Origin of the sequence: Burkholderia gladioli (assembly GCF_000959725.1) — a bacterium.
GTDB classification, from domain to species: Bacteria; Pseudomonadota; Gammaproteobacteria; order Burkholderiales; family Burkholderiaceae; genus Burkholderia; species Burkholderia gladioli.
Genome location: NZ_CP009322.1, coordinates 2,261,197 through 2,287,969, shown reverse-complemented (window position 1 = coordinate 2,287,969; position 26,773 = coordinate 2,261,197). Strand labels below are relative to the sequence as shown.

Genomic DNA, 26,773 nt, shown 5'->3' with positions numbered 1-26,773 from the left:
CAATATAACGCGTTTGTCTGATGGCTGACCGCTGCGCATACTGGGCGTCATGTCGTCGAAGCGACCCGATCGAGACAGGATCGAACGCGATTCGACAGCCGGCCGTTCCATCACACGCGATGCCGCGCGACGCGGCGGGGAGATGCAAGCGATGTTCTCGAACTACGACGAATTCCGGCAGCGCGGGCTGCGCCTCGACATGTCGCGAGGCAAGCCCGCGCCGGCCCAGCTCGACCTGGCCACGCGCCGGTTCGCCGAGGCCGGCGACCCCGGATATCTCGCGCGCGACGGCGCCGATTGCCGCAACTACGGCTTCGGGCTGGGCCTGCCGGAAGCGCGCGAGTTCGGCGCGGCGCTGCTCGAGGTCGAGCCGGAGCAGGTGGTGGCGGCCGGCAATTCGAGCCTGGAACTGATGCACGACGTGCTCGCCTTCGCGACGCTGCACGGCCTGCCGGGCGGCGCGCCGTGGCGCGGCCAGGAGGTGGCGATGCTGTGCCCGGTGCCGGGCTACGACCGCCACTTCACGATCTGCGAGACGCTCGGGATCCGCATGATCGCGGTACCGATGCGCGAGGACGGCCCCGACATGGATATCGTCGAGGCGCTGGTGCGCGACGACGCCTCGATTCGCGGCATCTGGTGCGTGCCGCTCTACAGCAACCCGAGCGGGGCGATCTACTCGGCGAGCACGGTGAACCGGCTGGCGGCGATGCCCGCCGCGGCGCCCGATTTCCGGCTGGTCTGGGACGACGCCTACCGCTTCCATCACCTGGGCGAGACCCGGCACGCCACGCCGAACCTGCTGGCGGCCTGCGCGGCGGCCGGCCATCCCGATCGCGCCTTCGTGTTCGCCTCGCTGTCGAAGGTGACCTTCGGCGGCGCCGGCGTGGCCTTCCTGGCCTCCTCGACGCGCAATCTCGACTGGTGGGCGCGTCACGCGGGGGCGCGCTCGATCGGCCCGGACAAGCTCAACCAACTGCGGCACGTGCATGCGCTGCGCGATCGCGCGGGCCTGGAGTCGCTGATGGACGGCCATCGCGCGCTCCTGCGGCCGAAGTTCGATGCGGTGCAGGAAGGGCTGGCCGCACGGCTCGGCGGCCTGGCGGGGGTGAGCTGGAGCCGGCCCGAAGGCGGCTACTTCATCGGCCTGGCCTTGCCGCCGGGCCAGGCGAAGCGCGTGGTCGCGCTGGCGGGCGAGGCCGGTCTGGTGCTGACGCCGGCCGGCGCGGTGTTCCCGTATCGCGAGGATCCCGACGACAGCTACCTGAGGATCGCGCCGTCCTTCCCCTCGCTCGACGAGGTGCGGCTGGCCGCCGATGCGATCGCGGTGTCGGTGCGGCGCGCGCTGGAAATCGATTGAGCCCGCTGGCGGGCGTCGCGTGCAATCGGGCGCGCGCTCAGCGCTCGCACTTGAGATTGGCCTTGGGCAGGTCGACCATCACCGGGAAGGTGCCCTGGTCGAGATCGACGCGCGCGACCACGGTGGTCACCGTGCTGTCGCTGTCGTCGTAGACGCTGACGCGATCGCGCCGCAGGTTGGTCAGGCCGGCGCAGCCCGAGGCGCGGCCCTCGTCGGAGATCTTGCAACTGAGCTGGTTGTCCATCAGGTAGCGGAAGCGGTCCCGCTCCGGCAGCGACAGGTATTCGCGCAGGCTCGCCGTGGTGCCGGCCACGCCGTTGGCCATGCCGATCGCGCAGGGCTGGCTCGGCTGGCTGGCCGCGCCGCCGCCGTCGGGGGTATCGGCCAGCGCGGCCGTGGCGGTCAGGCTCAGGGCCACGGAGAAGGCCGCTGTCAGGGCCGATGCGATCAGAGGCTTCATGGTGCGAATCCCGGTGACGGTTCGAAGTGCGCGATTGTAATCGGATCGCGCGCCGGGCGTTCGCGAGGCGGGGATGGGAAGCGGGCGGGGATTGGCCCGCGCGATGGAATAAACCGCCGGCCGGCGGTGTTCCATGAAGTGGCAGGCCCGGGTGCGCGAGCGCCCGGGTCGGCGGCGAGGTTCGACCGGATCAGTGTGGCGCGCACGGCCCCGGCGGAACTCGCCGCCTTGCCATGTCGATGCGGCTCAGCGTCCCGCCGCGGCCCGTGCCACGGGCGCCGCCGGCTCGGCCGCCTGCGCCGCCACCTCGCGAATCCAGTCGGTGGTTTGCACCGGCTGCGTCACGGGCAGCATGTGCCCGCCTTCCACCAGCGTCAGCTCGATACCCGGCAGTTTCTGCTTCAAGGCCTCGCCGTGCTTGCGGTAGCTGAGGATCGCGTCCTGGCGGCCATACAGCACGCTGACCGGCACGCCCAGCGTCGGGTAGCGGCGTTCCATCTCGGGCAGGTCCTCGGGCGCGGCCACCAGGTCCGATGAGGCTGCGTAGAACGCCTCGGGACGCAGCCCCATCAGCCCACCGCCCTTGATCGGGAAGTCGCGCGGCACCGGCTCGGGCGCGAAGATCGCGTCGATCGCCTTGCGGCTTTGCAGGATCATCACCGGGATGCCCATCGTCAGCGAGGCGAAGCGGCGCAGCAGCGGCCAGCGCAGCGCCAGGCCCTTGAAGGCGGCGGGCGGCTCGGTCTCGGTATGCGTGAGCGGCGCGATCAGCGCGATCCGGCTCACGCTGTCGGGATGGTCGAGACCGACCGCGAGCGCGATCGCGCCGCCCAGCGAGTGCCCCACCAGCAACGGCTTCTCGAGCCCGAGCGTGGCGATGAAGCGCGCGATGGTGCGCGCCTGGGCATAGACGTTGGCCTGCGAGCCCGGGCCGCGCGTCGAGCGGCCGGAGCCGGCGCGGTCGACCACGATCACGCGGTGCGATTGCGCCAGGCGCGGCAGCTCGAGATAGGCGAAGTTGCGAAGCTGGCCGCACAGGCCGTGCACCATCACGATCGGCGGGCCGCTGCCGTAGTCGACGTAGTGCAGGCGGTCGCCGTCGATGTCGACGAACTTGCCCTCGGGCGGGAAGCGGCGCCGCACCTGGTAGGCGGTGAACTGCGTGAAGCCGAACAGCACGACGTAGATGGCGACGACGATGGCGATCAGTTGAGCGATCACGGCATTCCCCTTGTCTCGTTAGAGGGATTCGGACGTGGCGCGCGCGGCGGCCGGCGCGGCCGGGCGGCGCGCGAAGCGCATTTCCGGGTCGGTCAGCGAGCCGAAGCGCAGCAGCGCGAGGTCGCGCGCGTAGTTCTGGTGCGACTTCCAGGGATTGCGCAGGCCCTGCTTCGGCAGCAGGGCCGCGGCCCGCTGAATATACCCCGAGCTCAGGTCGACCGCCGGCATGCGCGACATGGCCGGATCGTCGAGCGTCGGCGTGCAGCTGTCGTAGCCGTGCGCGCGCATGTGGTTCAGCAGCCGGCAGACGTAGAGCGTGATCAGCTCGGCCTTGAGCGTCCAGGACGCATTGGTGTAGCCGAACGAGGTGGCCAGGTTCGGCACGCCGCTGGCCATCATGCCCTTGTAGGAGACGGCCTCGCCGAACTCGACCGGGCGGCCGTCGACCTTCACCGCGGCGCCGCCGAGCATGCGCACCTTGAGCCCGGTGGCGGTCACCACCACGTCGGCCTCCAGCGTCTGGCCGCTCTTCAACTGCAGGCCGCCGGGCGTGAAGCGCTCGATCTCGTCGGTGACGATCGAGGCCTGGCCGGCCCGGATCGACTTGAACAGGTCGCCGTTCGGCACCAGGCAGAGGCGCTGGTCCCAGGGCTGGTAGCGCGGCGTCAGGTGCCGGGCGATGTCGAAGTCGGGGCCGAGCTGGCGGCTCGCGGCGTTCAGGATGAAGCGCTTGGTGGCTTCCGGGCGGCGCCGCGAGAGGCGATACAGGTACATCGTCAGCAGCACGTTCTTGGTGCGCACCAGGCGGTGCGCGAGCCCGGCCGGCAGCCAGCGGCGCAGCCGCATCGCCAGCTTGTCGCGTGCCGGCAGCGAGACGATGTAGGTGGGCGAGCGCTGCAGCATGGTCACGTGGGCGGCCTCGCGTGCCATCGAGGGCACCAGGGTGACGGCGGTCGCGCCGCTGCCGATCACCACCACGCGCTTGCCGCGGTAGTCGAGATCCTGCGGCCAGTGCTGCGGATGGACGATGCGGCCGTGGTACTGGTCCATCCCGGGCCAGCTCGGCGCGTGGCCGTTCTCGTAGTCGTAGTAACCGCTGCACATGTAGAGGAAGCGGCAGGTGAAGCGCAGCGCCTGCTGCTCGTCGCCCTCGCCGCGCAGCACATCGACGCTCCAGCGCGCGCTGGCCGAATCCCAGTTCGCGCCGGTCACGCGGTGCCGGTAGCGGATCTCGCGATCGATACCGGATTCGCGCGCGGTGTCGCGGATGTAGTCGAGGATCGCCGCGCCTTCCGAGATCGCGTTGTCGCTGTGCCAGGGGCGGAAGCTGTAGCCGAGCGTGAACATGTCGGAATCCGAGCGCACGCCGGGGTAGCGGAACAGGTCCCAGGTGCCGCCCAGGCTGGCGCGGCTCTCCAGGATCGCGAAGCTCGCCCAGGGGCAGCGTTCGCGCAGGTGCCAGGCGGCGCCCACGCCGGACAGCCCGGCGCCGACGATCAGCACGTCGAGCTCGGTGCCGGCCTGCGCCTCGCCCTCGCCGGCGGCGCGGGCGGCGGTGGAACTCGTGGTGGGGCGGGCGGCGCCCGGGTTGGCCGTCGCGGACGGCTGCCAGCCGGTGGTGGTGTTCATGCGGCGTCCCTGGTGGTGGTCGACGAAGCGGGATTCGCCCGGCCCGAGCCGTGGCGCTGGAAGTTGCGCTGGCGCGACTGGCGCACGAAACGCAGCACGAAGACCTGGTAGGCCGAGCCGAACAGGCGCGCGAGGCGGTCCAGGCGGCGCGCGTCGGCGCCCACCAGCACGCGGCGCGCATTGCGCTCGACGCCGGCGAGGATCTGGCGCGCGGCCTCGTCGGCGCTGGTGGCGTTGATCAGCTTGTTGGCGGAGCGGCGATGCGCTTCCACGTCCTGGCCGGTCAGCGCGAGGATCTTCTCGTCGATGCGCGAGGCGTTGACGATATTGGTGGCCACCCCGCCCGGATGCACGCAGGTCGCGCTGACCGGCGCGCCCTCGATCTCCAGCTCCATGCGCAGCGATTCGGTGAAGCCGCGCACCGCGAACTTGCTGGCGTTGTAGGTGCTCTGGGTTGGCATCGCGATCAGCCCGAACAGGCTGGAGGTATTGATCACGTGGCCGTCGCCCGATTCGAGCAGGTAGGGCAGGAAGGCCTGGGTACCATGCACCACGCCCCAGAAGTTGATGCCCATCAGCCACTCGAAATCCTCGATCTTCACCGACTCGGCCGGCGCGGTCAGCGACACGCCGGCATTGTTGAAGATCAGGTTGATCCGGCCATGCGCCTCGCGGGTGGCGCTGGCCCAGGCGAACACCGCCTCGCGCGAGGCCACGTCCAGGCGCTGCGCGGTGACGCGCACGCCCTGCGCGTTGCATAGCGAGACGGTTTGCGCGAGCGCGATTTCATTGATGTCGCTCAGGGCGAGATCGCAGCCGCGACGGGCAAGCTCCACGGCCAGGCTGCGTCCCATGCCGGAGCCGGCGCCGGTGATCGCGGCCACTTTGTTCGTGAAATTCTTCATCGCATCTCCTCACGGGGCTTGCCGGGCTGTCGAATCGAGGCTTAAATGTGGTGTTGAGCGTCACCAATTTAATCATGCCATTGAGCGATGTCAAATAGCGGAATGGAGAAAACACTCGAAACTCGCCGGAAGGGGCGCCCTTATGGCGGCGTGGCGGCCGAGGCGCGGGCCGCGGAACGGCGCGAGGCGCTGATCGGGGCCGGAACGCGCCTGTTCGGCACGCTGGGCTTTCGCAAGACCACGGTGCGCGCGCTCTGCCAGGAGGCGAAGCTGAACGACCGTTATTTCTACGCGGCCTTCGCCGGCACCGACGCGCTGCTGCAGGCCACCTACCAGCACCATGCCGAGCGCCTGCGCGCGGCCGTCGGCGCGGCGCTGGCGGAGGCCGGCGAGGCGGGGCTGGAGGCGCGAGTCGATGCCGGGCTGGGCGCGTTCTTCGCCTTCCTGCGCGATACCTGCGCGGCGCGCGTGCTGCTGCTGGAGGTGATGGGCGTGAGCGCGGAAACCGACATGACCTACCAGCGCAACCTGCTCGAATTCGGCCGGCAGATCGTCTCGGTGGCGCGCGTGACCGATCCCGAGGATCCGGAGCAGCGCGCCGACGCGCGGCTGACCGGGCTCGCGCTGGTCGGCGCGATGACCAATGTCGGCGCGGCCTGGCTGCTGACCGGCTATCGCGATCCCGAGGCGCGCATGGTGCGCAATTGCCGGCACGTGCTGCTCGGCACGCTGGCGAGGTTCGATGCGCAGCGGGAGGGTGTCGCGCAGGCCGACGGCCAGGCGGGCTGAGGCGGGGAAGGCGCGCGCGGGGCGAGAGGAAGGGCCGGCGGGCGCGCCGGCCCGCTCGGAAGACGATGGAGGCTCAAACGGTTCAAGCGGCCCAAGCGGCGGTTCAAACACCCCAAACCGCGCCCGCCGTCAGACCTGCACCAGCCCCTGCGCGTCGTTGATGCGGATCTGCCGGCCGCGCGAATCGATCAGCCCGTTGCGCTGGAACTTCGACAGCATGCGGCTGACCGTCTCCAGCGTCATCCCCAGGTAGCAGCCGATCTCCTCGCGCGTCATGCGCAGGTTGAACTCGGCCGGCGAATACCCGCGCGCCTTGAAGCGCGCCGACAGGTTCAGCAGGAACGAGGCCACGCGCTGCTCGGCCGTCATGGTGCCGAGCAGCATCATGGCGCGCGACTCGCGCACGATCTCGCCCGCCAGCAACTGGTGCACGTGCTGCTGCAGCAGCCGCATCTCGCGGCAGGCCGCCTCGAGCTGGGCGAACGGGATGACGCACACGGTGCTGTCCTCTAGCGCGATCGCGTCGCAGTGGTGGACGCCCTCGCAGACGCCGTCCAGGCCGAGCGTCTCGCCGGTGATCTGGAAGCCGGTGACCTGCTCGCGGCCGTCGCGATGCATCACCACGGTCTTGAACGAGCCGCTGCGCACCGCGTAGAGGCTGGTGAAGGGATCCTCGGCATGGAACAGCGCGTCGCCGCGCTTGACCTGGCGCGTGGTGCAGATCAGCGCGTCCAGGCGCCGGTACTCGGCATGGGTGAGCGCCGAGGGCATGCAGACGTTGCGCGTGGCGCAATTCGAGCAGCGCGCGCCGGGCTGTTTCGGCGCGTCGAACGGGACGGCCGCGGGCGGCGGCACGTCATGGGCGATCGTAGCGGGCGTCGTGGCAGTCGGCATAGTGGGCTCGTTGGACAGGTTGAGGGCGACGTGCACGGGCTCGGGCCAGCGCGTCGATGGTGTGGCACGCCAGCTCGAACTCGATGGTCTTGTCGAAGAAGTAGTGCGCGCCGGCCTTGTGGCTGGCGGCACGGAAGGCCGGCGCGGACAGGTTGGTCAGGATCACCGTGATCACCTGCGGCGCGAAGCGGGCCAGCGCGCCGAGCAGTTCGAGCCCGCTGCCCGAAGGCAGGCGCAGCTCGATCACGGCCACGTCGGCGTGGCTCGAGACGATGCCGGCGAAGGCCATGGCGTGGTCCTCCGACTCGCCGACCACCGCCACGCCGGCGAGCGGCTCCAGCAAGGCGGCGACGCGCCGGCGTATCGCGGCGGCCGGCTCGACGACATAAACACGGAGGAGGGTGGCGTCCATGCGGCAAGTATTGCAGCCGGGCCGGCGCCGCGAAATCGGCGTCAGATGAAAAGCCGGTAGGTGATTCGCTGAAAGCTGTAGGCCGATTCCTACAGGTATGACGAATCGCTGAACGATCGGAAAGTCGCCGGCCCTTGAATGCCGGGCCCGCCGCAACGATCGCGCCGATCGTCCCGCGATTGGCCCTCGCCGGGGGGCCTCACTTCGCGTCGTTGTAGACGGTGGCGCGCGACACGCCCAGGTGCTGGGCGATGATCTCCATCGCGCGCCGCACCTCCAGGTAGCCGTCGTCCTTCAGTTCCTGCATCAGCGCGCGGCGCTGCTCGGTCTTCAGCGAGCGCGGCGTGGTGGCGAGCGTCATCGCGAAGCGGTCGATGCGCTCGCGGATCGCCTCGGCATTGGCGGGGTCGAGCGTCTCGCCGACGCTGTCGGGGCCGATCTGGCAGAACTGGTTCAGGAGCCCCTGGATGCCGCGGAACAGCGTGACGTCGACGTTCAGGCACAGCGCGGCCACGTAGTGGCCGTTGGCGTCCTTGATGCCGATCGAGGTGCTTTTGGCGGTGCGCCCGTCGGGGAAGCGGTTGGCGTAGTTGGCGAGCACCGAGGGATAGTCGTCGTCGGCGATGCGCGCGAGCCCGAGTTCGGTGGTCGGGTCGCCCACCGCGCGGCCCGACAGGTTGTTGTGGATCGCGATGATCGAGTTGGCGGGCGTGCGCAGGTCGTGGACCACCACCTCGGTGAAGGGCGCGAACATCTCGCCGAGTCCTTGCGCGATGTTGCGGACCTGCTCGATCAGCGATGCCTGTTCCGACGGGGAGGACTTGCGGGTCATATTGGACGATTTATCCGGGATTCGACGGTATTGTAACCACGCGCCCCCCGGCATTGCGCAAAGCGATCCACCCGGGCCGGCCGATCCGCGCGTCGCCCGCCCGGGGACTGGCCCGCGGCCCGTCGAAGCCGGCGGCCGGCCACTTCGAATCGGGTAGAATCCGCGCTGCGCGCGAGACGCGCCGGCGCCCGCGCGTGGCCGCGCCGCCCCATCCGGGCGGCCCTGGCCGCGTGCCGAGACGCCGCCCGCCTGCCTCTTGTCCGTCATCCATGCCAAAACAATCCACGCATTCCGAGCCCGCCTCCGCCGCTTCTCCGCAACTCAAACGCAGCCTCAAGGCACGTCACCTGACGATGATCGCGATCGGCGGCTCGATCGGCACGGGCCTGTTCGTCGCCTCGGGCGCCTCGATCTCGCAGGCCGGCCCCGGCGGCGCGATCCTCGCCTACCTGCTGATCGGGCTGATGGTCTATTGCCTGATGATGAGCCTGGGCGAGATGGCAGCGTTGATGCCCGTGTCGGGCTCCTTCGCGACCTACGGCGCGAAGTACGTCGACGAGGGCTTCGGCTTCGCGCTCGGCTGGAACTACTGGTACAACTGGGCCGTGACGATCGCGGTGGAACTGGTGGCCGCGCAACTGGTGATGAACTACTGGTTCCCGCATGTCCCGGGCGTCTGGTGGAGCGCGCTGTTCCTCGGCGTGATGTTCCTGCTCAACGTGATGACGGTGCGCGGCTTCGGCGAGGCCGAATACTGGTTCGCGCTGATCAAGGTGGTCACCGTGCTGGCCTTCATCGCCACCGGCCTGCTGATGATCTTCGGCATCCTGAAGGGCGGCCCGTCGCCGGCCTGGGCCAACTTCGCGATCGGCGACGCGCCGTTCGCGGGCGGCCTGCCCGCCATGATGGGGGTGGCGATGATCGCCGGCTTCTCGTTCCAGGGCACCGAGCTGATCGGCGTGGCCGCCGGCGAATCGGAGAACCCGCGAACCACCATCCCGCGCGCGGTGCGCCAGGTGTTCTGGCGCATCCTGCTGTTCTACGTGTTCGCGATCCTGGTGATCGGCATGCTGGTGCCCTATACCGATCCCAGCCTGCTCAAGAGCGACGTGACCGATATCGGCGTGAGCCCGTTTACGCTGGTGTTCCGTCACGCCGGGCTGGCCTTCGCGGCCGGCGTGATGAACGCGGTGATCCTGACGGCCGTGCTGTCTGCCGGCAACTCGGGCATGTACGCCTCGACGCGCATGCTCTACAACCTCGCCACCGAGGGCCGCGCGCCGCGCCTGTTCGCGAAGCTGTCCCGCAGCGGGGTGCCGCGCAATGCGCTGTACGCCACCACCGCGGTCGGCGCGCTGTGCTTCCTGTCCTCGCTGTACGGCGACAAGACCGTCTATCTCTGGCTGCTCAACACCTCGGGGATGACGGGCTTCATCGCCTGGCTCGGCATCGCGGTCAGCCACTACCGCTTCCGCAAGGGTTTCGAGAAGCAGGGCTTCGCCCTCTCGCAACTGCCTTATCGCTCGCGGCTGTTCCCCTATGGACCGATCTTCGCCTTCGTGCTGTGCCTGGTGATTGCCTTCGGCCAGGATTACCAGGCCTTCCTGTCGAACCGGATCGACTGGGTCGGCGTGCTGGCCACCTATGTCGGCATCCCGCTGTTCCTGCTGGTCTGGCTCGGCTACCGCATGCTGAGAAAGAGCCGCTTCGTGCGCTACGAGGACATGGAGATCGCGCCCTGGCTCGAGGGCGGCGCGCAGCGCGAGGCGCGCAGGCAGGGCAGCCCGGCCGAGACGGCCTGAGGCTTGCTTTACGACCGCGCGCGGCGGCTGCCGCGCGTGGCTCGCGCTGCATCCCGTCCTGGTTTGCGGCGGGCGCGATGCGTGCCGCGCCGTGCTTTTCCTGCCCCGCACCTTTCCCTCATCGATGCTTCGCGCACGGCATGAGCGGCGAAGCCGATCCCTTTCCCGATCATTCGCGATCCTGAGCAATTCGAGTGGCAACGCGATGCGCCTTCTCGCGAATTCGGATCGCGCTTTGCGGCTTCGCACCTCGCATGGCGCGGGCATCCAATTTGCGCGATCCTGCCCCCAAGGGTTTACGCTGGCGAGAAATTGCCGTTATACTGCGGCGCATGTCCTCGACTTTCGCAGTGAGTTGCATGCCGATGCATGCAAGATCGCGGCAAGTGCGAAAGTCGCGCAAACCTTCCCGTCAATCGGAGCATCCAGCTCCTGCGGTGCCGGCACATTCGTGCGGCCGCATCCTTGCCATCGCAAGATGGTGCCTGGCCTGAGTAGCGCACGCGCGCTACGTGGGCTGAACATGACAATCGAACGAGCGCGGTAGCGCTCACGCAGGACACCGGACAGGGTTTTTTCGTGCCGGTTGCGATGCCGTTTTTGTCGGTTCGATCCCGGCACGACCGGGATCCGTACCTTCCATTCGCGACGCCGTCTGGCGTTTTCGCGGCGCGCGGCCATTGGCGTGCGCCGCTCCGGAAAGGAGGCGTATCTCATGACTCGACGCACTGTCCGTCTCGCGGGCAGCCTGTTACTGGCCGTCATCCTGTTCGGCTGGATCGCCAGCGCGATCGGCGCCGATACCTGGCGGCAGCATTCGGGCGATCTCGTCTACTACACGGGACGACACCTGATGCTGGTCGGCTGTTCGATGGTGCTGGCCATCGCGGTCGGCATTCCCGCCGGGGTCGCGCTCAGCCGGCCCGCCCTCGCGCGCCAGGCCGAGCGCTTCATGCAGGTGTTCAACATCGGCAACACGGTGCCCTCGCTCGCGGTGCTGGCGATCGCGCTCGGCATCTTCGGGATCGGCGACATACCGGCCATCGTCGCGCTGTTCCTGGCCTCGCTGCTGCCGATCACGCGCAATGCCTACGAGGGCATGCGCAACGTGCCGGCCTCGCTGCGGGAGGCCGCGCGCGGCATCGGCATGACGCCGTGGCAGTCGCTCACGCGCGTCGAGTTGCCGAATGCGCTGCCGATCATCGTCGGCGGCGTGCGCACCGCGCTGGCCATCAACGTCGGTACCGCGCCGCTGGCCTACCTGATCGGCGCCGACAGCCTCGGCACCCTGATCTTCCCCGGCATCTATCTCGACAACCAGCAGATGCTGCTGCTCGGCGCCGCCTCGACGGCCGTGCTCGCGCTGCTGCTCGATGCGATCGTCGCGGCCGGCAGCCGCCACGTGATGGCGCGCAATGGAGGTGCCGCATGACGGGCTTCGAACGTATTTCCGCCATGGCGCGCCGCGCGCTCGCCGTGGTGCTGGCGGCGGCCTCGCTCGGCGCGCTGGCCTCGGCCCCCGCCGCGGCGCAGGCGCTCACGGTCGGCGGCAAGAACTTCACCGAGCAATACGTGCTCGCCGAGATCACCTCGCAGTACCTGCGCGCGCGCGGCTACACCATCCAGAGCCGCACCGGGCTGGGCAGCGTGCTGCTGCGCAGCGCGCTCGAGAACGGCCAGATCGACGTGATGTGGGACTACACGGGCACCGCGGCCCTGGTCTACGACAAGATCAAGGAGAAGCTGCCGCCCGACGAGATGTACCGCCGCGTCAAGGCGATCGACGCGCGGCGCGGCCTGGTCTGGCTCGATGCCTCGCCGCTCAACAACACCTACGCGCTCGCGCTGCCGGCCGAGACCGCGCGCAAGACCGGCATTCGCACCATCTCGCAACTGGCCGCGAAGATCGCCGCCGATCCGAAGGGCACGCGCCACACCTTCGGCATGGATGCCGAGTTCGCCAATCGTCCCGACGGGCTGAAGCCGCTGGAAGCGGCCTATCACCTGAACTTCAGCCGCTCGGAGACCAAGCAGATGGATTCGGGCCTGGTCTACACGGCGCTGCGCAACAACCAGTTGACCATCGGCCTGGTCTATACCACCGACGGCCGTGTGAAGGGCTTCGGCATCGTGCCGCTGGAGGACGACCTGCATTTCTTCCCGCCCTACAACGCCACGCCGGTGGTGCGCGAGCCGGTGCTGAAGGCTCATCCCAAGCTCGCGGTGCAGCTCAACGCGCTGTCGGCCGCGCTCAACAACGATGTGATGCTGGAAATGAACAAGCGCGTCGATATCGACGGCGTGTCGGTGCAGCAGGTCGCGGCCGATTTCCTGCGCACGCATACCTTGCCGTGACCCGGAGGCGACCATGACCGTTCATGACTACCTGGCCGCGAACTGGCCCGAGCTCCTGCAGCTCACCTTGCAGCACGTCTACCTGGTGGGCATCGCGGTGGGCTGCGCGATCCTCGCCGGCGTGCCGCTGGGCATCCTGATCAGCCGCCACGAATGGCTCGCGCCGCCGCTGCTGGGCGCGGCCACCGTGATCCTCACGCTGCCCTCGATCGCGCTGTTCGGCCTGATGATCCCGGTGTTCTCGCGCTTCGGGCAGGGCATCGGCGCGGTGCCGGCGATCACCGCCGTGTTCCTCTATTCGCTGCTGCCGATCATGCGCAATACCTATCTGGCGCTGAGGAACGTCGACGCCGGCATCAAGGAAGCCGGCATCGGCATTGGCATGACCTCGTGGCAGCGGCTGCGGCTGGTCGACCTGCCGCTGGCGGTGCCGGTGATCCTCGGCGGCGTGCGCACCGCCGTGGTGATGAACATCGGCGTGATGACGATCGCCGCCGTGATCGGCGCGGGCGGCCTGGGCACCTTGATCGTCCGCGCGATCGGGCAGAGCAGCATGATGAAGCTGCTGGTGGGCGCGGTGCTGGTGAGCGTGCTCGCGATCGTCGCGGACCTGCTGCTGCAGTGGCTGCAGCGCGCATTGACACCGAAGGGAGTGCAGAAGACATGATCGAACTCGACCAACTGACGAAGACCTTCTCGCAGAAGGACGGCCAGCCGGTGCGCGCCGTCGATTCCGTGAGCCTGAGCGTGCCGGAAGGCGAAATCTGCGTGTTTCTCGGCCCCTCGGGCTGCGGCAAGACCACCACGCTGAAGATGATCAACCGCCTGATCACGCCCACCTCGGGCCGCGTGCTGATCGACGGTGAGGACACCAACGCGCTCGACGAGGTCGACCTGCGGCGCCGGATTGGCTACGTGATCCAGCAGATCGGGCTGTTCCCGAACATGACCATCGAGGAGAACATCACGGTGGTGCCGCGCCTGCTGGGCTGGGACAAGAAGCGCTGCAAGGAGCGCGCCACCGAGCTGATGTCGATGGTCGCGCTGGACCCGAAGCTCTACCTGAAGCGCTATCCGCGCGAGCTGTCGGGCGGCCAGCAGCAGCGCATCGGCGTGGTGCGCGCGCTGGCGGCCGATCCGCCGGTGCTGCTGATGGACGAGCCGTTCGGCGCGGTCGACCCGATCAATCGCGAGTCGATCCAGAACGAGTTCTTCCAGATGCAGCGGCAGTTGAAGAAGACCGTGATCATGGTCAGCCACGACATCGACGAGGCGATCAAGCTGGGCGATCGCGTGGCGGTGTTCCGGCGCGGCAAGCTGGTGCAGTACGACCATCCCGATACGCTGCTCGCGCATCCGCGCGACGAATTCGTCGGGCAGTTCGTCGGCCAGGACAGCACGCTCAAGCGCCTGTTGCTGGTGAAGGCGGGCGACGCGGCCACCCAGCCACCGACCGCGCGCGCCGGCACCTCGCTGGCCGAGGCCTTCACGGTGATGGACGAGAACGACAGCCGCTACCTGACCGTGGTCGACGAGGCGCGGCGCGCGCTGGGTTTCGTCGCGCGCCGTGCCGCGCGCGGCGCGGACGGCAGTTGCGGCGAGCGGCTCAGCGAGTTCCCGGCCACCGTTTCCGCCGAGGACAACCTGCGCATCGTGCTGTCGAAAATGTACCAGTACCGTTCGTCGTGGATGCCGGTGCTGGACGCGGATGGCGCCTATGTCGGCGAGATCACGCAGGACTCGATCGCCGACTACCTGAGCTCGGGACGCTCGCGCCAGCAGACCGGCCAGCCGCCGCGCATCGCGGAGGCGCTGGCCGCGCGGACCTGAGGCAGGATGCCGGGCCATCGCGGCCCGGCGGCTTCGAGGGGATCGGGGAAATCAGCGTGGAATGCGCGAGAGCGCGAGCAGGGCGAGCAATTCGTCGACGCTGAAGCGGCCGTCGAGCGTGATGCGGCCGCCGACCCAGTTCGGCGCGTTGCGTGCCGCATTCCAGTCGACCCAGCCGGGTGCCTGCCTGAGTATATGCAGGGCGGTTTGTCGGGATGGCTGATCTTGGATGGACATCGGCGTTGCCTCACGGAATGCATCGAGGTGGGCCGCCGGCCTTGCGATACGGCTGCCGGCGGCACGAGATCCGGAGTGTCGATTGCGTGCCGATAAAAGACTATGGGAATGATCTGATTTTCGTCCTAATCCGCCCATGCCGCCCCGAAGATCAGACTTTTCAGATGGAGCGTGGGCGCGCGATCGCCGAGACTGTTCGCTGTCGGGCAAGGTGATTCCTGCTTGCCCGGCATCTCCGTGTCTCTGCATTGGCGATGCGCGATCCCCCGTCGTGTATCGTTATTGGCGCCGCCTTCGGGCGGCTTTTTTTTTGCGCGGATTTTGCGCGGCTGCCGGCGCGAGCCGCTGCATCTCAAGCGTCGCGCCGGTAGGCGCTCGGCGTCACGCCGGCCCATTTGCGGAAGGCGCGCGTGAAGTTCGCCGGGTCGCTGAAGCGCAACTGCTCGGCGATCGTCTTCAGGTCGAGATCGGAGGCGCGCAACAACTGCCGCGCGTCGCGATAGCGTGCCTCGTCGAGCAGCGCGCGATAGCCGGCGCCGGCTTCGTCGAGCCGACGCCGCAAGGTGCGCGTCGAGACATGCAGGCGCCGCGCCAGCGCATCCGGGCCCGGATAACCGTCGGCGCCCGCCACCAGCTCGGCGCGCACGCGGTCCACCCAATCCCCTTCGTCCTGCCGCACCGCCGCGTATTCGCGCTCGACCTGCGCCAGCGCCTGCCGGTGCGCGACCTCGTCGGCCAGCGCCAGCGGCCAGCCCAGCGCCTCGCGTGCGATCCACAGCGCATGCGCCTCGCAATCGAAGCGCACCGGCGGCAGCCGCTCGCGATACGGCGCGAAGTAGGGCGGCTCGGGCCAGGCGAAACGCAGCTCGAGCGGCGGCGCGCCGCGGCCGGTCAGCGCCGGCAGCGATTGCGCGAGCCCGGCCAGCACGAACTCGAACAAGGTGTGATGACGCAGCACCGGGCTCGACTGCACGCCGGCCAGGGTCAGCGTGGCGCCGTCGCCGTGCTCGGCATAGGCGAGCGTGTACTGCCGGTTGCGGGTGCGGAAGTAGCGCGCATTGACCTCGAGCGCGGTGCGCAGGTCCGGCGCGGTCATCGCGGCATAACCGAGGAAGCCGTGCACCGAGGGCCGCAGCCGCAGGCCGAGCTCGAAGCCGAAACCCTCGTCGCCGGTCAGCGCGATCGCATTGAGCACCAGCCGCGCCCATTGCGAGGGCGATACGCGCGCGTCGGGCTGGGCCAGCACCTCGTCGCGCAGCCCCGTGCCGGCACGCAGCGCGCGCTGGTCGAGGCCGCGCTCGGCGAACAACTGCATGAGCAGGCGCGGGTAGGCGACCGGGATGGTCGGGCGCCGCAAGCCCAGGCTGTCCTTGGACGGGGAGCGTGTCATCGCATCGATTTGGCCACAAATGACAAGCATTATGGCTGTTTGACCCCTCACGCTCAAGCGAGGCGCCGCCTAGCATCGGGGGCATACCAGAACCTGCTCCCCGCCATGACGACCCCGTTCCCGCACCTGCTCGCACCGCTCGATCTCGGCTTCACCACCTTGCGCAACCGCGTCCTGATGGGCTCGATGCATACCGGCCTGGAGGACAGCCGCAAGACCCTGCCGCGCCTGGCCGAGTATTTCGCCGAGCGCGCGCGCGGCGGCGTCGGCCTGATCGTCACCGGCGGTTTCGCGCCGAACCTGGCCGGCTGGACCAAGCCCTTCGGCGGCACGCTGGCCAGCTCGGGCGCGGCGCGCCGGCACCGGCTGATTCCCGGGGCGGTGCATGCCGAGGGCGGCAGGATCGCGCTGCAGATCCTTCATACCGGCCGCTACGGCTACCACCCGCTGGCGGTCGCGCCCTCGCGCATCAAGTCGCCGATTTCGCCGTTCGCGCCGCGCGCGCTGTCGGCGGCCGGCGTCGAGCGGCAGATCCGCGCCTTCGTGCGCTGCGCGGTGCTGGCGCGCGAGGCCGGCTACGACGGCGTCGAGATCATGGGCTCCGAGGGTTACCTGATCAACCAGTTCATCTCGCGCCACACCAATCATCGCGACGACGCCTGGGGCGGCAGCTACGAGAATCGCATGCGCTTTCCGGTCGAGATCGTCGAGCGCACGCGCGAGGCGGTCGGCCCCGACTTCATCCTGATCTACCGGCTGTCGATGCTGGACCTGATCCCCAATGGCAGCGACTGGGACGAGACGGTTCGGCTCGCGCGCGCGGTCGAGCGCGCCGGCGCGACCCTGATCAATACCGGCATCGGCTGGCACGAGGCGCGCGTGCCGACCATCGCCACCTCGGTGCCGCGCGGCGCCTTCGCCTGGGTCACGCGGAAGATGAAGGGGGAGGTGGGCATCCCGCTGGTGACGACCAATCGCATCAACCGGCCCGAAGTGGCCGAGCGGATCCTGGCCGAGGGTTGCGCCGACATGGTATCGATGGCGCGGCCGTTCCTGGCCGATCCGGAATTCGTCGCCAAGGCGGCTAGCGGGCGTGTCGACGAGATCAACGTCTGCATCGGCTGCAACCAGGCCTGTCTCGATCACGCCTTCAAGAACCGTATCGCCTCCTGCCTGGTCAATCCGCGCGCCTGCCACGAGACCCTGCTCGAGATCCGTCCCGCCGCGCAGGCCAAGCGCATCGCGGTGGTGGGCGCGGGCCCGGCCGGGCTCGCCTGCGCCACCACGCTGGTCCGGCGCGGCCACCGGGTCGAGCTGTTCGACGCGGCCGCGCAGATCGGCGGCCAGTTCAACCTGGCCAAGCGGATCCCGGGCAAGGAGGAGTTCCACGAGACGCTGCGCTACTTCGGGCGGCAGCTCGAGCTGGGCGGCGTGACGCTGCACCTGTCGCGGCGCGTCGAGGCGGCCGAGCTGATCGCCGGCGGCTACGACGAGGTGGTGCTGGCCACCGGCGTGACGCCGCGCGATCCGCGCATCCCGGGCGGCGACGGCTCGAACGTGCTGAGCTACGTCGACGTGCTGGCGCTGGGCAAGCCGGTCGGCCAGCGCGTGGCGGTGGTCGGCGCGGGCGGCATCGGCTTCGACGTCGCCGAGTTCCTGGTGCAGGAGGGCGTCTCGCCCTCGCTCGACCTGGCCGCCTGGCAGGCCGAGTGGGGGGTGACCGATCCGGCGCGCGCCCGCGGCGGCATCGTGCCGGCCCAGGTCGCGCCGCCCGCGCGGCGCGTCACCCTGCTGCAGCGCAAGCCGGCGCCGCTCGGCAAGGGGCTCGGCAAGACCACCGGCTGGATCCACCGCGCCACGCTGAAGATGAAGGCGGTGGAGATGATCGGCGGCGTGAACTACGAGCGGATCGACGCGCGCGGGCTGCACGTGAGCTTCGGCGAGAAGCGCGAGCGGCCGAGCCTGATCGAGGCCGACACGATCGTGCTGTGCGCCGGCCAGGAGCCGCGCCGCGACCTGCAGGCCGCGTTGCTGGAGGCGGGCCTGGCGGTGCACCTGATCGGCGGCGCGGACGTGGCGGCCGAACTCGATGCGAAGCGCGCGATCGACCAGGGCACGAGGCTGGCCGCGAGGCTTTGAGACCGGGCAGAACGGCGCTATCCTGTCGCATCGCGCTGACGGTTTAGGAAATCGAAGCTTTCATTTTCGTTTCGCGCAAGAGTGTGGTTTCGACACCTCTTTTGATCGGAGGGAAAGCTTTCGGAAAGCAAAATTGAAAGCTTTTAGAAAGTTTAGGCGAGACGTCGGAACACCCCGGAATCGTGTTCGAAACGTCAAATTGAAGCAAATTTCGATTTGTCAAGCCCCTGTTTGGCGTCGTCTGGATGATCTCGCCCCGTTTCTGAAGCGAAAAAAAACTCAATAAAATCAATGCTTCGATTCGTCGAGAAAAATGCAACAGAATGTTGCGATGCAAAACGTCGCACTTACCTTTATCCTCGTTAACCCGGCGCGGTGTGGTCGCTCTTGTTACATAACTTTCGATTGCATTACACTGCGGGCGCTTCGCCATTTTGAGCGGGCGAACATTACAAATCTTACGTTTCTTTCGTCTCAGTCGAACGACTCTCTGACCGGGTTTTCATAGGGTTTTGCCGCCATGCAATCTGTACCATTCCTGAGCCTCGCGATCTGGACACCGATCGTGTTCGGCGTGGCCATCCTGCGCATCGGATCGGATCGTTATCCGCATCGGGCTCGGTGGCTCGCGCTGGTGGGCGCGATCGTCGGCCTGCTGGTGACCGTGCCGCTGGTCGCCGGTTTCGACGCGCACAACACCGCGGCTCAGTTCACCGAATACAAGCCCTGGCTGTCGGCGTTCGGTTCGGCATGGCGGATGGGCGTGGACGGGCTGTCGCTCTGGCTGGTGGTGCTGTCGGCCTTCACCACCCTGGTGATCGTGATCGCCTCCTGGGAATCGGTCACCACCCGCGTGGCCCAGTACCACGGCTCCTTCCTGATCCTGTCGGGGCTGATGATCGGCGTGTTCACGTCGCTCGACGGCATGCTGTTCTTCATCTTCTTCGAGGCCACGCTGATCCCGCTGTTCGTGCTGATCGGCACCTGGGGCCACGCCAACCGTGCCTACGCGGCCATCAAGTTCTTCTTCATCTCGTTCGCCGGCTCGCTGCTGATGCTGGCCGCGATGCTCTACCTGTTCGGCGTGACCCACACGTTCGACATGGCGGTCTGGCAGAAGACCCACCTCGGCTTCACGCCGCAGTTGCTGGTGTTCCTCGGCTTCTTCGCGGCCTTCGCGGTGAAGGTGCCGATGTGGCCGGTGCATACCTGGCTGCAGGACGTCTACACCGACGGCCCGACCGGCGCCGCGGTGTCGCTGGGCATGATCAAGATCGGCGGCTACGGCTTCCTGCGCTTTGCCCTGCCGATCACGCCCGATGCCGCCCACTACCTGGCGCCCGTGATGATCGGCCTGTCGCTGATCGCGGTGGTCTATGCCAGCCTGCTGGCGCTGGCGCAGAAGGACATGGCCAAGATGCTGGCCTACTCGGCGGTCGCCCACATGGGCCTGGTCACGCTCGGCGTGTTCCTGTTCGACCAGATGAGCATCACCGGCGCGATCGTGCAGATGATTTCCTACGGCTTCGTGGCCGGCGCGATGTTCCTCTGCGTGGGCGCGCTCTACGATCGCACCAAGACCCGCGCGATCGCCGAATACAGCGGGGTGGTCAACACCATGCCGCGCCTGGCGCTGTTCGCCGTGCTGTTCGCGATGGCCAACGTCGGCCTGCCGGGCACCTCGGGCTTCGTCGGCGAATTCCTGGTGATCATGGGCGCGGTGCGCGTGAACTTCTGGATCGGCGCGATCGCCGCGCTGACCCTGATCCTGAGCGCGGCCTACACGCTCTGGATGCTCAAGCGGGTGATTTTCGGCGCGATCAAGCACGAGCGCGTCGGCAAGCTGATCGACCTGAGCCGCCGCGAGTCGGTGGTGTTCGCGGCGCTGGCCGTGATCGTGCTCGCGATCGGGATTTATCCGAAGCCGTTCACCGACGTGATCGACCCGGCCGCCGCCAGCATCGTCGCGCAGCTCGAGCAGCGCGCCAATGCGGCCCAGGACGGTTCGGGCACGCCGGCGGCTTCCACCATCAGCGTTCAGACGGAGTCGCGCACGCCGCGCACGCCGACCTGATCGCCGATGCCGGACCCGGCTCTCAGGGGGGCGGGTGCGGTGTGCTATCGTCCGCGGGCTGCCACGGGCGACGGCCGACAAAGTTGCTTGATGTGGCAACGTGTCGCACGGTGAGTTTTGGTAAGGATCATTTGCTAAGATTCACCGCTTTTTCCCACTCCAACGGCTTTATGATGCGTGCGCTTGCGCGAATCGGGGCATAGCCGGTTCGCACCAATCGACCACGCGCAAAATCAGGCAAATGTGATGAATAGAAAGGCATTTAGAAGCATATTGCTTTTATTGGGCGCCGGATTGCTTGTCTGTCTATCCGGTTGCAACTTTGACGTACTGGACCCGAAGGGCAGCGTCGGGGCCGCAGAGAAGTCGCTGATCTGGACTTCGACGTGGGTCATGCTGATCGTCGTGATTCCGGTGATCGTGCTCACGCTGGTGTTCGCGTGGCACTATCGCGCGTCGAACCGCAGCGCGACGTATGCACCGAAATGGGCGCATTCGAACGCGATCGAAGTCGTTATCTGGACGGTTCCGACGCTGATCATTCTGTATCTTGGCATCCTCACCTGGACTTCGACGCACGAGCTGGATCCGTACAAGCCGCTCGAGTCGAATGTGAAGCCGATCAACGTCGAAGTCGTCGCGCTCGACTGGAAGTGGCTGTTCATCTACCCGGATCTGGGTATTGCCTCGGTGAACCAGCTCGCGATTCCCGTCGGTACGCCGGTCAACTTCCGCATCACGTCGGATTCGGTGATGAACTCGTTCTTCATCCCGCAACTCGGCACCCAGGTGTACGCGATGGCCGGCATGCAGACGCGTCTGCACCTGATCGCCGACCACGCAGGCGACTACGCCGGCCTGTCCGCCAACTACAGCGGCAAGGGCTTCTCGGACATGAAGTTCCGCACGCTGGCCACCTCGCAGTCGGACTTCGACGCGTGGGTCCAGAAGGTCAAGGCCACGCCGCAGCGCCTGGACATGACGGAGTACGCGAGCGTCGCCAAGCCGAGCGAAAAGGATCCGGTCCGCTTCTTCTCGACCATCGATCCGCGCCTGTTCAATAACATCGTTGGCAAGTACAACAACGGTCACGTCATGGAATTCAATGACGCGTCGTGCAGTACGACGAAGGGGTAAGCATGTTCGGAAAACTTACACTCGACGCGATTCCGTATCACGAGCCGATCCTCGTGATCACGGCGCTCGGCGTCGGCATCGTCGGGGCGCTGGTGCTGGGCCTCGTGACTTACTTCGGTAAGTGGAAATATCTCTGGACCGAGTGGCTGACGAGCGTCGACCACAAGCGTCTGGGCGTGATGTACATCGTGGTCGCCCTGGTCATGCTGCTGCGCGGCTTCGCCGACGCGATCATGATGCGTACCCAGCTGGCCATCGCGTATGACGCGCCGGGTTATCTCCCGCCGCACCACTACGACCAGATCTTCACCGCGCACGGCGTCATCATGATCTTCTTCATGGCGATGACCTTCATGGTGGGCCTGATGAACCTGGTGGTGCCGCTGCAGATCGGCGCGCGCGACGTGGCCTTCCCGTTCCTGAACTCGCTGTCGTTCTGGATGACGGCGGTCGGCGCGGTGCTGCTGATGATCTCGCTGTTCATCGGCGAGTTCGCGCAGACCGGCTGGCTGGCCTATCCGCCGCTCTCGGAGCTGCAGTTCAGTCCAGGCGTGGGGGTCGACTACTACTTGTGGGCCTTGCAGATCTCCGGGGTCGGCACGCTGCTGACCGGCGTGAACTTCTTCGTGACCATCATCAAGATGCGCGCGCCCGGCATGACGCTGATGAAGATGCCGGTGTTCACCTGGACCGCGCTCTGCACCAACGTGCTGATCATGGCCGCGTTCCCGATCCTGACCGTCACGCTGGCGCTGCTCGGCCTGGACCGTTACCTCGGGATGCACTTCTTCACGAATGACGGCGGCGGCAACGCCATGCTGTACCTGAACCTGATCTGGGCCTGGGGTCACCCCGAGGTGTACATCCTGATCCTGCCGGCGTTCGGCGTGTTCTCGGAAGTCGTGTCGACCTACGCCAAGAAGCCGCTGTTCGGCTACAAGACGATGGTCTACGCCACCTGCGCGATCATGGTCCTGTCCTTCCTCGTGTGGCTGCACCACTTCTTCACGATGGGTTCGGGCGCCGACGTCAACGCGTTCTTCGGCATCGCCACGATGATCATCGCGATCCCGACCGGCGTGAAGATCTTCAACTGGCTGTTCACGATCTACCGCGGCCGCCTTGAATTCACCGCGCCGATCCTCTGGACGCTGGGCTTCATGATCACCTTCACGGTCGGCGGCATGACCGGCGTGATGATGGCGATCCCGGGCGCCGACTTCGTGCTGCACAACAGCCTGTTCCTGATCGCTCACTTCCACAACGTGATCATCGGCGGCGTGCTGTTCGGCTACCTGGCGGGCTTCAACTACTGGTTCCCGAAGGCCTTCGGCTTCAAGCTCAACGAGAAGCTCGGCAAGCGCGCCTTCTGGTTCTGGCAGATGGGCTTCATCTTCGCCTTCACGCCGCTGTACGTGCTGGGCTTCATGGGCGTGACGCGTCGTCTGAACCACTACGACAACCCGGCCTGGCATCCCTGGATGCTGGTCGCGCTGTTCGGCGCGGTGCTGGTGCTGATCGGCATCGTCCACCAGCTGCTGCAACTGTACGTGTCGATCCGCGACCGCGACCTGCCGGGCAACCGTGACGTGTCGGGCGATCCGTGGAACGGCCGCACGCTGGAGTGGGCGACCTCGTCGCCGCCGGCCTCGTACAACTTCGCCATCATCCCGACCATCCACGAGCTCGACGAAGTCGCGTACCGCAAGGAGCGCGGCCTGGGCTTCGGTCTGGAGAAGGGCCAGCAGTACGAGGACATCCACATGCCCTCGAACACGAGCGCGGGTTTCTTCATCGGCATGTTCGCGCTGGTGCTGGGCTTCGCCGGTGTCTGGCACATCTGGTGGCTGGCGATCCTCGGCTTCGTCGGCATCGTTGCGACCGCGATCATCTACAGCTCGCAGAAGAACGAGGGCTACTACATTCCGGCCGATACGGTTCGGAAGATCGAAGAGCAGCGTGGCGGCGCACGTGTCGCGGCACGGCCTGCTGAAGCGGAACTGGAGGCCAACTGATGGCACAAACCACCCTGACTGCCGGTCATCACCACGCGGCAGAGCATCACCACCCGCCGTCGCACTCGGTATTCGGCTTCTGGCTGTACCTGATGACCGACTGTATCCTGTTCGGCTCGCTGTTCGCGGTGTTCGCTGTGATGCAGCACCAGTTCGCCGGCGGCCCGACCGCCAAGGACCTGTTCGACATCCCGGGCGTGGCGCTCGAAACGGCGGCCCTGCTGCTGAGCTCGATCACCTACGGCTTCGCGATGATCGGCGCGCACCGCAACAACCGCGGCGCGGTGTTCGGCTGGCTGGCCGTCACCTTCATCCTGGGCGCCTCGTTCCTGTTCATGGAAATCCGCGAGTTCGCGCACCTGATCGAAGAGGGCGCCGGCCCGGGCCGCAGCGCGTTCCTGTCGTCGTTCTTCACGCTGGTCGCGACCCACGGCCTGCACGTGACGATGGGCATGATCTGGATGGTCGTGCTGCTGTTTCAGATCGCGCGCAACCCGCAGCTGTCGGAGCAGGACATCCGTCGCCTGACCTGCCTGTCGCTGTTCTGGCACTTCTTGGACATCGTCTGGATCTGCGTGTTTACCTTTGTCTACCTCGTGAGTGTGATCTAAATGGCTCATTCTCCTGCCCATGACGGCCACGACGACGCCTCGCACGGCACCGTAAGCAGCTACCTGGTCGGCTTCGTGCTGTCGGTGATCCTGACGGCCGCCTCGTTCGGCGTGGTGCTCGGCGGCTGGTTCGCGTCGACCACCACGATGGTCATCGCGCTGGCCGTGCTGGCCGCCGTGCAGATCGTCGTCCACCTGATTTTCTTCCTGCACATGAACACGTCGTCGGGCCAGCGCTGGAACCTGACCGCGTTCGTCTACACCGTGCTGACGGTCGGTATCGTGATCGTCGGCTCGCTGTGGATCATGCACAACGTCAGCATGAACATGATGTCGCGTTGATGCACCGGCCCGCTTCGGCGGGTCCGCAAGCAGCCTCGAAAAAAGCCGCCGCAAGGCGGCTTTTTCCATTCCAGTGCCCGGCATTCGCGGCCTGGCCGGCGGCCGACGAACGAGCCGCCGCCCGGTAAGACTCCGTAAGGCAAATCAAGATCATGCAAGCCATGCCGGCCCGGCTTCGCTTATAGTCACCGGATTGCAAGCCGGCAGGGGAGGAGCGTTCCGTCCCCCGGTTTCCGATCCTTACCGGCCGCATCCTGGTTTCCTTGTTCCTTCTCGACCGTCCAGTCTCGCGACCATGACCGACACGCCTATCCAGGTCCTGCTGATCGACGACGATGCCGCGCTGCGCGATCTGCTGCGAACCTTCTTCCAGCAACGCGGCATCGAGATCTCGGTGCTGCACGACGCCACCACGCTCGAGCGTCGGCTCGAACGCGAGCGTCCCTCGGTGATCGTGCTCGACCTGATGCTGCCCGGCGTCGACGGCCTGACCGTGCTCAAGCAGTTGCGCGCGAGCGGCGACCCGATCCCGGTGATCATGCTGACCGCGCGCGCCGACGGCGTCGATCGCGTGATCGGCCTCGAACTCGGCGCCGACGACTATCTCGGCAAGCCCTTCATGCCGCAGGAACTGCTGGCGCGGATCCACGCCGTGCTGCGCCGCCACGCGCCGGCCGGCGCGCTCGGCACGCGGCCCGCGCCCGAGCGGCGCGAGCCGCTGCGCTTCGGCCCGTTCCGGCTCGACTTCGCCACCCGCACGCTGTACCGCGAGACCGAGGCGCTCAAGCTGACCGGCGGCGAATACGCGCTGCTCGAGGTGTTCGCCCTGCATCCGATGGAAACCCTGTCGCGCACGCGCCTGCTCGACCTGCTGCACGGCCCGTATTCGAACCTGACCGAGCGCGGCATCGACGTGCCGGTCTGGCGCCTGCGCCGCCTGCTCGAGGACGATCCGGCCCAGCCGCGCTACGTGCAGACCATGCGCGGCGTCGGCTACATGTTCGTGCCCGGCGGCGAGGGTGATGAAGCGCACGTTTGACACCCTGTTCGCGCGGCTGGCGCTGATGGCGATCGGATTGGTGCTGGTGGTCCATGCCATCGGCCTGGTGCTGCTCGACCGCGAGCGGCTGCGCCTCGAGGTCGAGCAGACGCGCCGCGTGATCGCCTTGTCGACCCAGGCGCAGGCCAGCGGCAGCGCGCTGGGCCTGGCGGTGAGCGCGATGCTCGGCACCTCGTTCGTCGACACGCGCGACGCGGTCGCCTTCGGCTGCCCGAAACCCTGCACCGACACCTACGGCCCCTTCGAGCGCCACCTGCGCGAGGCGATGCCGCCCGGCACCCACGTGGTGGCCGACGGCCACACGCGCACGTTGTGGGCGCGCTACCCCGGCGCGAAATACTGGATCACGCTGCCCTCGACCATGCCCTCGGTGACGCGCTTCATCGGCGCGTCCTCGCTGACCATGCTGATCGGCATCGGGCTGGCGATCTTCGGCGCCTGGCGCATCCAGCGCCCGCTGCGGCGGCTCGCGCAGGCCGCGCGTGACTTCCGGCCCGGCAACCGCCAGCCGGCCGTGCCGATCGGCGGGCCGCGCGAGGTCAAGGAGGTGATCGCCAATTTCAACGAGATGGTCAGCGAGCTCTCGCAGGGCGAGCAGGAGCGTGCCGTGATGCTGGCCGGGCTGGCGCACGACCTGCGCGCGCCGATCACGCGCATGCAGGTGCGCGCCGACCTGCTGCCCGACGCGGCCACGCGCGCCGGTTTCCTGCGCGATTCGGAAGCGCTGTCGCGCATCGTCACGCAGTTTCTCGATTTCGCGCGCGAGGGCAGCGAGCCTTCACCGGCCGCGAGCGTCGACCTGCATTGCCGCCAGCATTACGGCGGCGAACTCGACGATGGGCTAGTCAGCATCGACCTGCGCGCCGGCGAGGGTTTCCAACTGCCGCTGGTCGATCTCGACCGGATCCTCACCAACCTGATCGAGAACGCCATGACCTACGGCGAGCCGCCGGTGGAGATTTCCACCGAGGCGGCCGCGCAGGGTTATCGCCTGATCGTGCGCGACCACGGGCCGGGGATTCCCGAGGCCGAGCTCGAACGCGCGCTGCGGCCCTTCGTGCGGCTCGACGCGGCGCGCGGCGGCGACGCGCATTGCGGGCTGGGCCTGGCGATCGTCAAGCGGCTGGTGCGCCAGCATCGCGGCAGCTTCGTCGCCTCGAATGCCGACGACGGCGGTTTCGTGGTGACCATGACCTTCCCGTTCGCCTGAGCCAAACGACGAGGCCCGATCGAAACGATCGGGCCTCGTGCTTTCCGACATCGCCGACATTGCCGACAT

General features: G+C 67.6%; 24 protein-coding genes. 15 read left to right on the top strand and 9 right to left on the bottom strand.

What is annotated here, in order from left to right:
* Window positions 1-151 precede the first annotated feature (151 nt).
* On the top strand, window positions 152-1,360 hold the full coding sequence (locus BM43_RS10185) for an aspartate aminotransferase type Ic (RefSeq protein WP_036057170.1): 1,209 nt from the start codon (window positions 152-154) through the stop codon (window positions 1,358-1,360).
* Window positions 1,361-1,397: 37 nt separating this feature from the next.
* Here BM43_RS10185 and BM43_RS10180 read toward each other — a convergent pair whose 3' ends face one another.
* The 4 genes from BM43_RS10180 to BM43_RS10165 all read right to left on the bottom strand — a co-directional run bounded on the left by BM43_RS10180 (window position 1,398) and on the right by BM43_RS10165 (window position 5,575).
* The gene (locus BM43_RS10180) at window positions 1,398-1,820 is read right to left on the bottom strand and encodes a hypothetical protein (RefSeq protein WP_036055669.1); all 423 of its coding nucleotides are present in this window, start codon (window positions 1,818-1,820) and stop codon (window positions 1,398-1,400) included.
* A 246-nt stretch (window positions 1,821-2,066) separates the two neighbouring features.
* Window positions 2,067-3,041 (bottom strand): alpha/beta fold hydrolase, encoded by a 975-nt coding sequence (locus BM43_RS10175; RefSeq protein WP_013691020.1) that lies wholly within the window; start codon window positions 3,039-3,041, stop codon window positions 2,067-2,069.
* A gap of 18 nt (window positions 3,042-3,059) precedes the next feature.
* Complete coding sequence (locus BM43_RS10170; protein WP_036055670.1) at window positions 3,060-4,670, bottom strand: flavin-containing monooxygenase; 1,611 nt, start codon at window positions 4,668-4,670, stop codon at window positions 3,060-3,062.
* The gene (locus BM43_RS10165; RefSeq protein ID WP_036055671.1) at window positions 4,667-5,575 is read right to left on the bottom strand and encodes an SDR family NAD(P)-dependent oxidoreductase; all 909 of its coding nucleotides are present in this window, start codon (window positions 5,573-5,575) and stop codon (window positions 4,667-4,669) included. Before BM43_RS10165 ends, BM43_RS10170 begins: the two co-directional genes overlap by 4 nt.
* Before the next feature lie 87 nt (window positions 5,576-5,662).
* Here BM43_RS10165 and BM43_RS10160 point away from each other — a divergent pair, with 87 nt between their 5' ends.
* Window positions 5,663-6,364, top strand: a complete 702-nt coding sequence (locus tag BM43_RS10160; protein ID WP_025101499.1) for a TetR/AcrR family transcriptional regulator — start codon at window positions 5,663-5,665, stop codon at window positions 6,362-6,364.
* Window positions 6,365-6,493: 129 nt separating this feature from the next.
* On the opposite strand, the gene BM43_RS10155 is transcribed toward BM43_RS10160, so the two are convergent.
* From BM43_RS10155 to BM43_RS10145, 3 genes are all read right to left on the bottom strand, one after another.
* Window positions 6,494-7,258: a helix-turn-helix domain-containing protein gene (locus tag BM43_RS10155; RefSeq protein ID WP_017919139.1), complete on the bottom strand. Its 765-nt coding sequence runs from the start codon at window positions 7,256-7,258 to the stop codon at window positions 6,494-6,496.
* On the bottom strand, window positions 7,221-7,670 hold the full coding sequence (locus tag BM43_RS10150) for a response regulator (protein WP_036036793.1): 450 nt from the start codon (window positions 7,668-7,670) through the stop codon (window positions 7,221-7,223). Before BM43_RS10150 ends, BM43_RS10155 begins: the two co-directional genes overlap by 38 nt.
* Before the next feature lie 199 nt (window positions 7,671-7,869).
* A complete protein-coding gene (locus BM43_RS10145; RefSeq protein ID WP_017919138.1) occupies window positions 7,870-8,502 on the bottom strand; it encodes a helix-turn-helix transcriptional regulator in 633 nt (210 codons plus the stop codon).
* Window positions 8,503-8,771: 269 nt separating this feature from the next.
* On the opposite strand from BM43_RS10145, the gene BM43_RS10140 reads away from it, so the two are divergent.
* From BM43_RS10140 to BM43_RS10120, 5 genes are all read left to right on the top strand, one after another.
* Entirely contained in the window at window positions 8,772-10,304 is a 1,533-nt protein-coding gene (locus BM43_RS10140) for an amino acid permease (protein WP_036055672.1), read from the top strand.
* Between the two features lie 715 nt (window positions 10,305-11,019).
* Window positions 11,020-11,736 (top strand): ABC transporter permease, encoded by a 717-nt coding sequence (locus BM43_RS10135; RefSeq protein ID WP_036055673.1) that lies wholly within the window; start codon window positions 11,020-11,022, stop codon window positions 11,734-11,736.
* On the top strand, window positions 11,733-12,659 hold the full coding sequence (locus BM43_RS10130) for a glycine betaine ABC transporter substrate-binding protein (RefSeq protein ID WP_025101494.1): 927 nt from the start codon (window positions 11,733-11,735) through the stop codon (window positions 12,657-12,659). The genes BM43_RS10135 and BM43_RS10130 overlap by 4 nt, the downstream gene beginning before the upstream one ends.
* Before the next feature lie 13 nt (window positions 12,660-12,672).
* Window positions 12,673-13,326, top strand: a complete 654-nt coding sequence (locus tag BM43_RS10125; protein WP_013691010.1) for an ABC transporter permease — start codon at window positions 12,673-12,675, stop codon at window positions 13,324-13,326.
* Window positions 13,323-14,489 carry an osmoprotectant ABC transporter ATP-binding protein OsmV gene (locus tag BM43_RS10120; RefSeq protein WP_036055674.1) on the top strand — a complete coding sequence of 389 codons (1,167 nt, stop codon included), beginning with the start codon at window positions 13,323-13,325 and terminating at the stop codon, window positions 14,487-14,489. The genes BM43_RS10125 and BM43_RS10120 overlap by 4 nt, the downstream gene beginning before the upstream one ends.
* A gap of 51 nt (window positions 14,490-14,540) precedes the next feature.
* Here BM43_RS10120 and BM43_RS10115 read toward each other — a convergent pair whose 3' ends face one another.
* Complete coding sequence (locus BM43_RS10115) at window positions 14,541-14,726, bottom strand: hypothetical protein (RefSeq protein WP_036055675.1); 186 nt, start codon at window positions 14,724-14,726, stop codon at window positions 14,541-14,543.
* Between the two features lie 352 nt (window positions 14,727-15,078).
* Entirely contained in the window at window positions 15,079-16,116 is a 1,038-nt protein-coding gene (locus tag BM43_RS10110) for an AraC family transcriptional regulator (RefSeq protein WP_036055676.1), read from the bottom strand.
* A gap of 105 nt (window positions 16,117-16,221) precedes the next feature.
* Between BM43_RS10110 and BM43_RS10105 the strand changes: the two genes are divergently transcribed.
* From BM43_RS10105 to BM43_RS10070, 8 genes are all read left to right on the top strand, one after another.
* On the top strand, window positions 16,222-18,255 hold the full coding sequence (locus BM43_RS10105; protein ID WP_036055677.1) for an NADPH-dependent 2,4-dienoyl-CoA reductase: 2,034 nt from the start codon (window positions 16,222-16,224) through the stop codon (window positions 18,253-18,255).
* Between the two features lie 520 nt (window positions 18,256-18,775).
* The gene (locus BM43_RS10100; RefSeq protein ID WP_036055678.1) at window positions 18,776-20,329 is read left to right on the top strand and encodes a complex I subunit 4 family protein; all 1,554 of its coding nucleotides are present in this window, start codon (window positions 18,776-18,778) and stop codon (window positions 20,327-20,329) included.
* Between the two features lie 246 nt (window positions 20,330-20,575).
* Window positions 20,576-21,466 carry a ubiquinol oxidase subunit II gene (cyoA, locus tag BM43_RS10095; protein WP_013691004.1) on the top strand — a complete coding sequence of 297 codons (891 nt, stop codon included), beginning with the start codon at window positions 20,576-20,578 and terminating at the stop codon, window positions 21,464-21,466.
* Window positions 21,467-21,468: 2 nt separating this feature from the next.
* Entirely contained in the window at window positions 21,469-23,481 is a 2,013-nt protein-coding gene (gene cyoB / locus BM43_RS10090) for a cytochrome o ubiquinol oxidase subunit I (RefSeq protein ID WP_036055679.1), read from the top strand.
* Entirely contained in the window at window positions 23,481-24,092 is a 612-nt protein-coding gene (cyoC, locus tag BM43_RS10085; protein WP_013691002.1) for a cytochrome o ubiquinol oxidase subunit III, read from the top strand. The genes cyoB and cyoC overlap by 1 nt, the downstream gene beginning before the upstream one ends.
* Window positions 24,093-24,434, top strand: a complete 342-nt coding sequence (cyoD, locus tag BM43_RS10080) for a cytochrome o ubiquinol oxidase subunit IV (protein WP_013691001.1) — start codon at window positions 24,093-24,095, stop codon at window positions 24,432-24,434.
* A 295-nt stretch (window positions 24,435-24,729) separates the two neighbouring features.
* Window positions 24,730-25,473, top strand: a complete 744-nt coding sequence (locus BM43_RS10075) for a response regulator (protein WP_013691000.1) — start codon at window positions 24,730-24,732, stop codon at window positions 25,471-25,473.
* The gene (locus tag BM43_RS10070; protein ID WP_036055680.1) at window positions 25,457-26,704 is read left to right on the top strand and encodes an ATP-binding protein; all 1,248 of its coding nucleotides are present in this window, start codon (window positions 25,457-25,459) and stop codon (window positions 26,702-26,704) included. Before BM43_RS10075 ends, BM43_RS10070 begins: the two co-directional genes overlap by 17 nt.
* Window positions 26,705-26,773 lie beyond the last annotated feature (69 nt).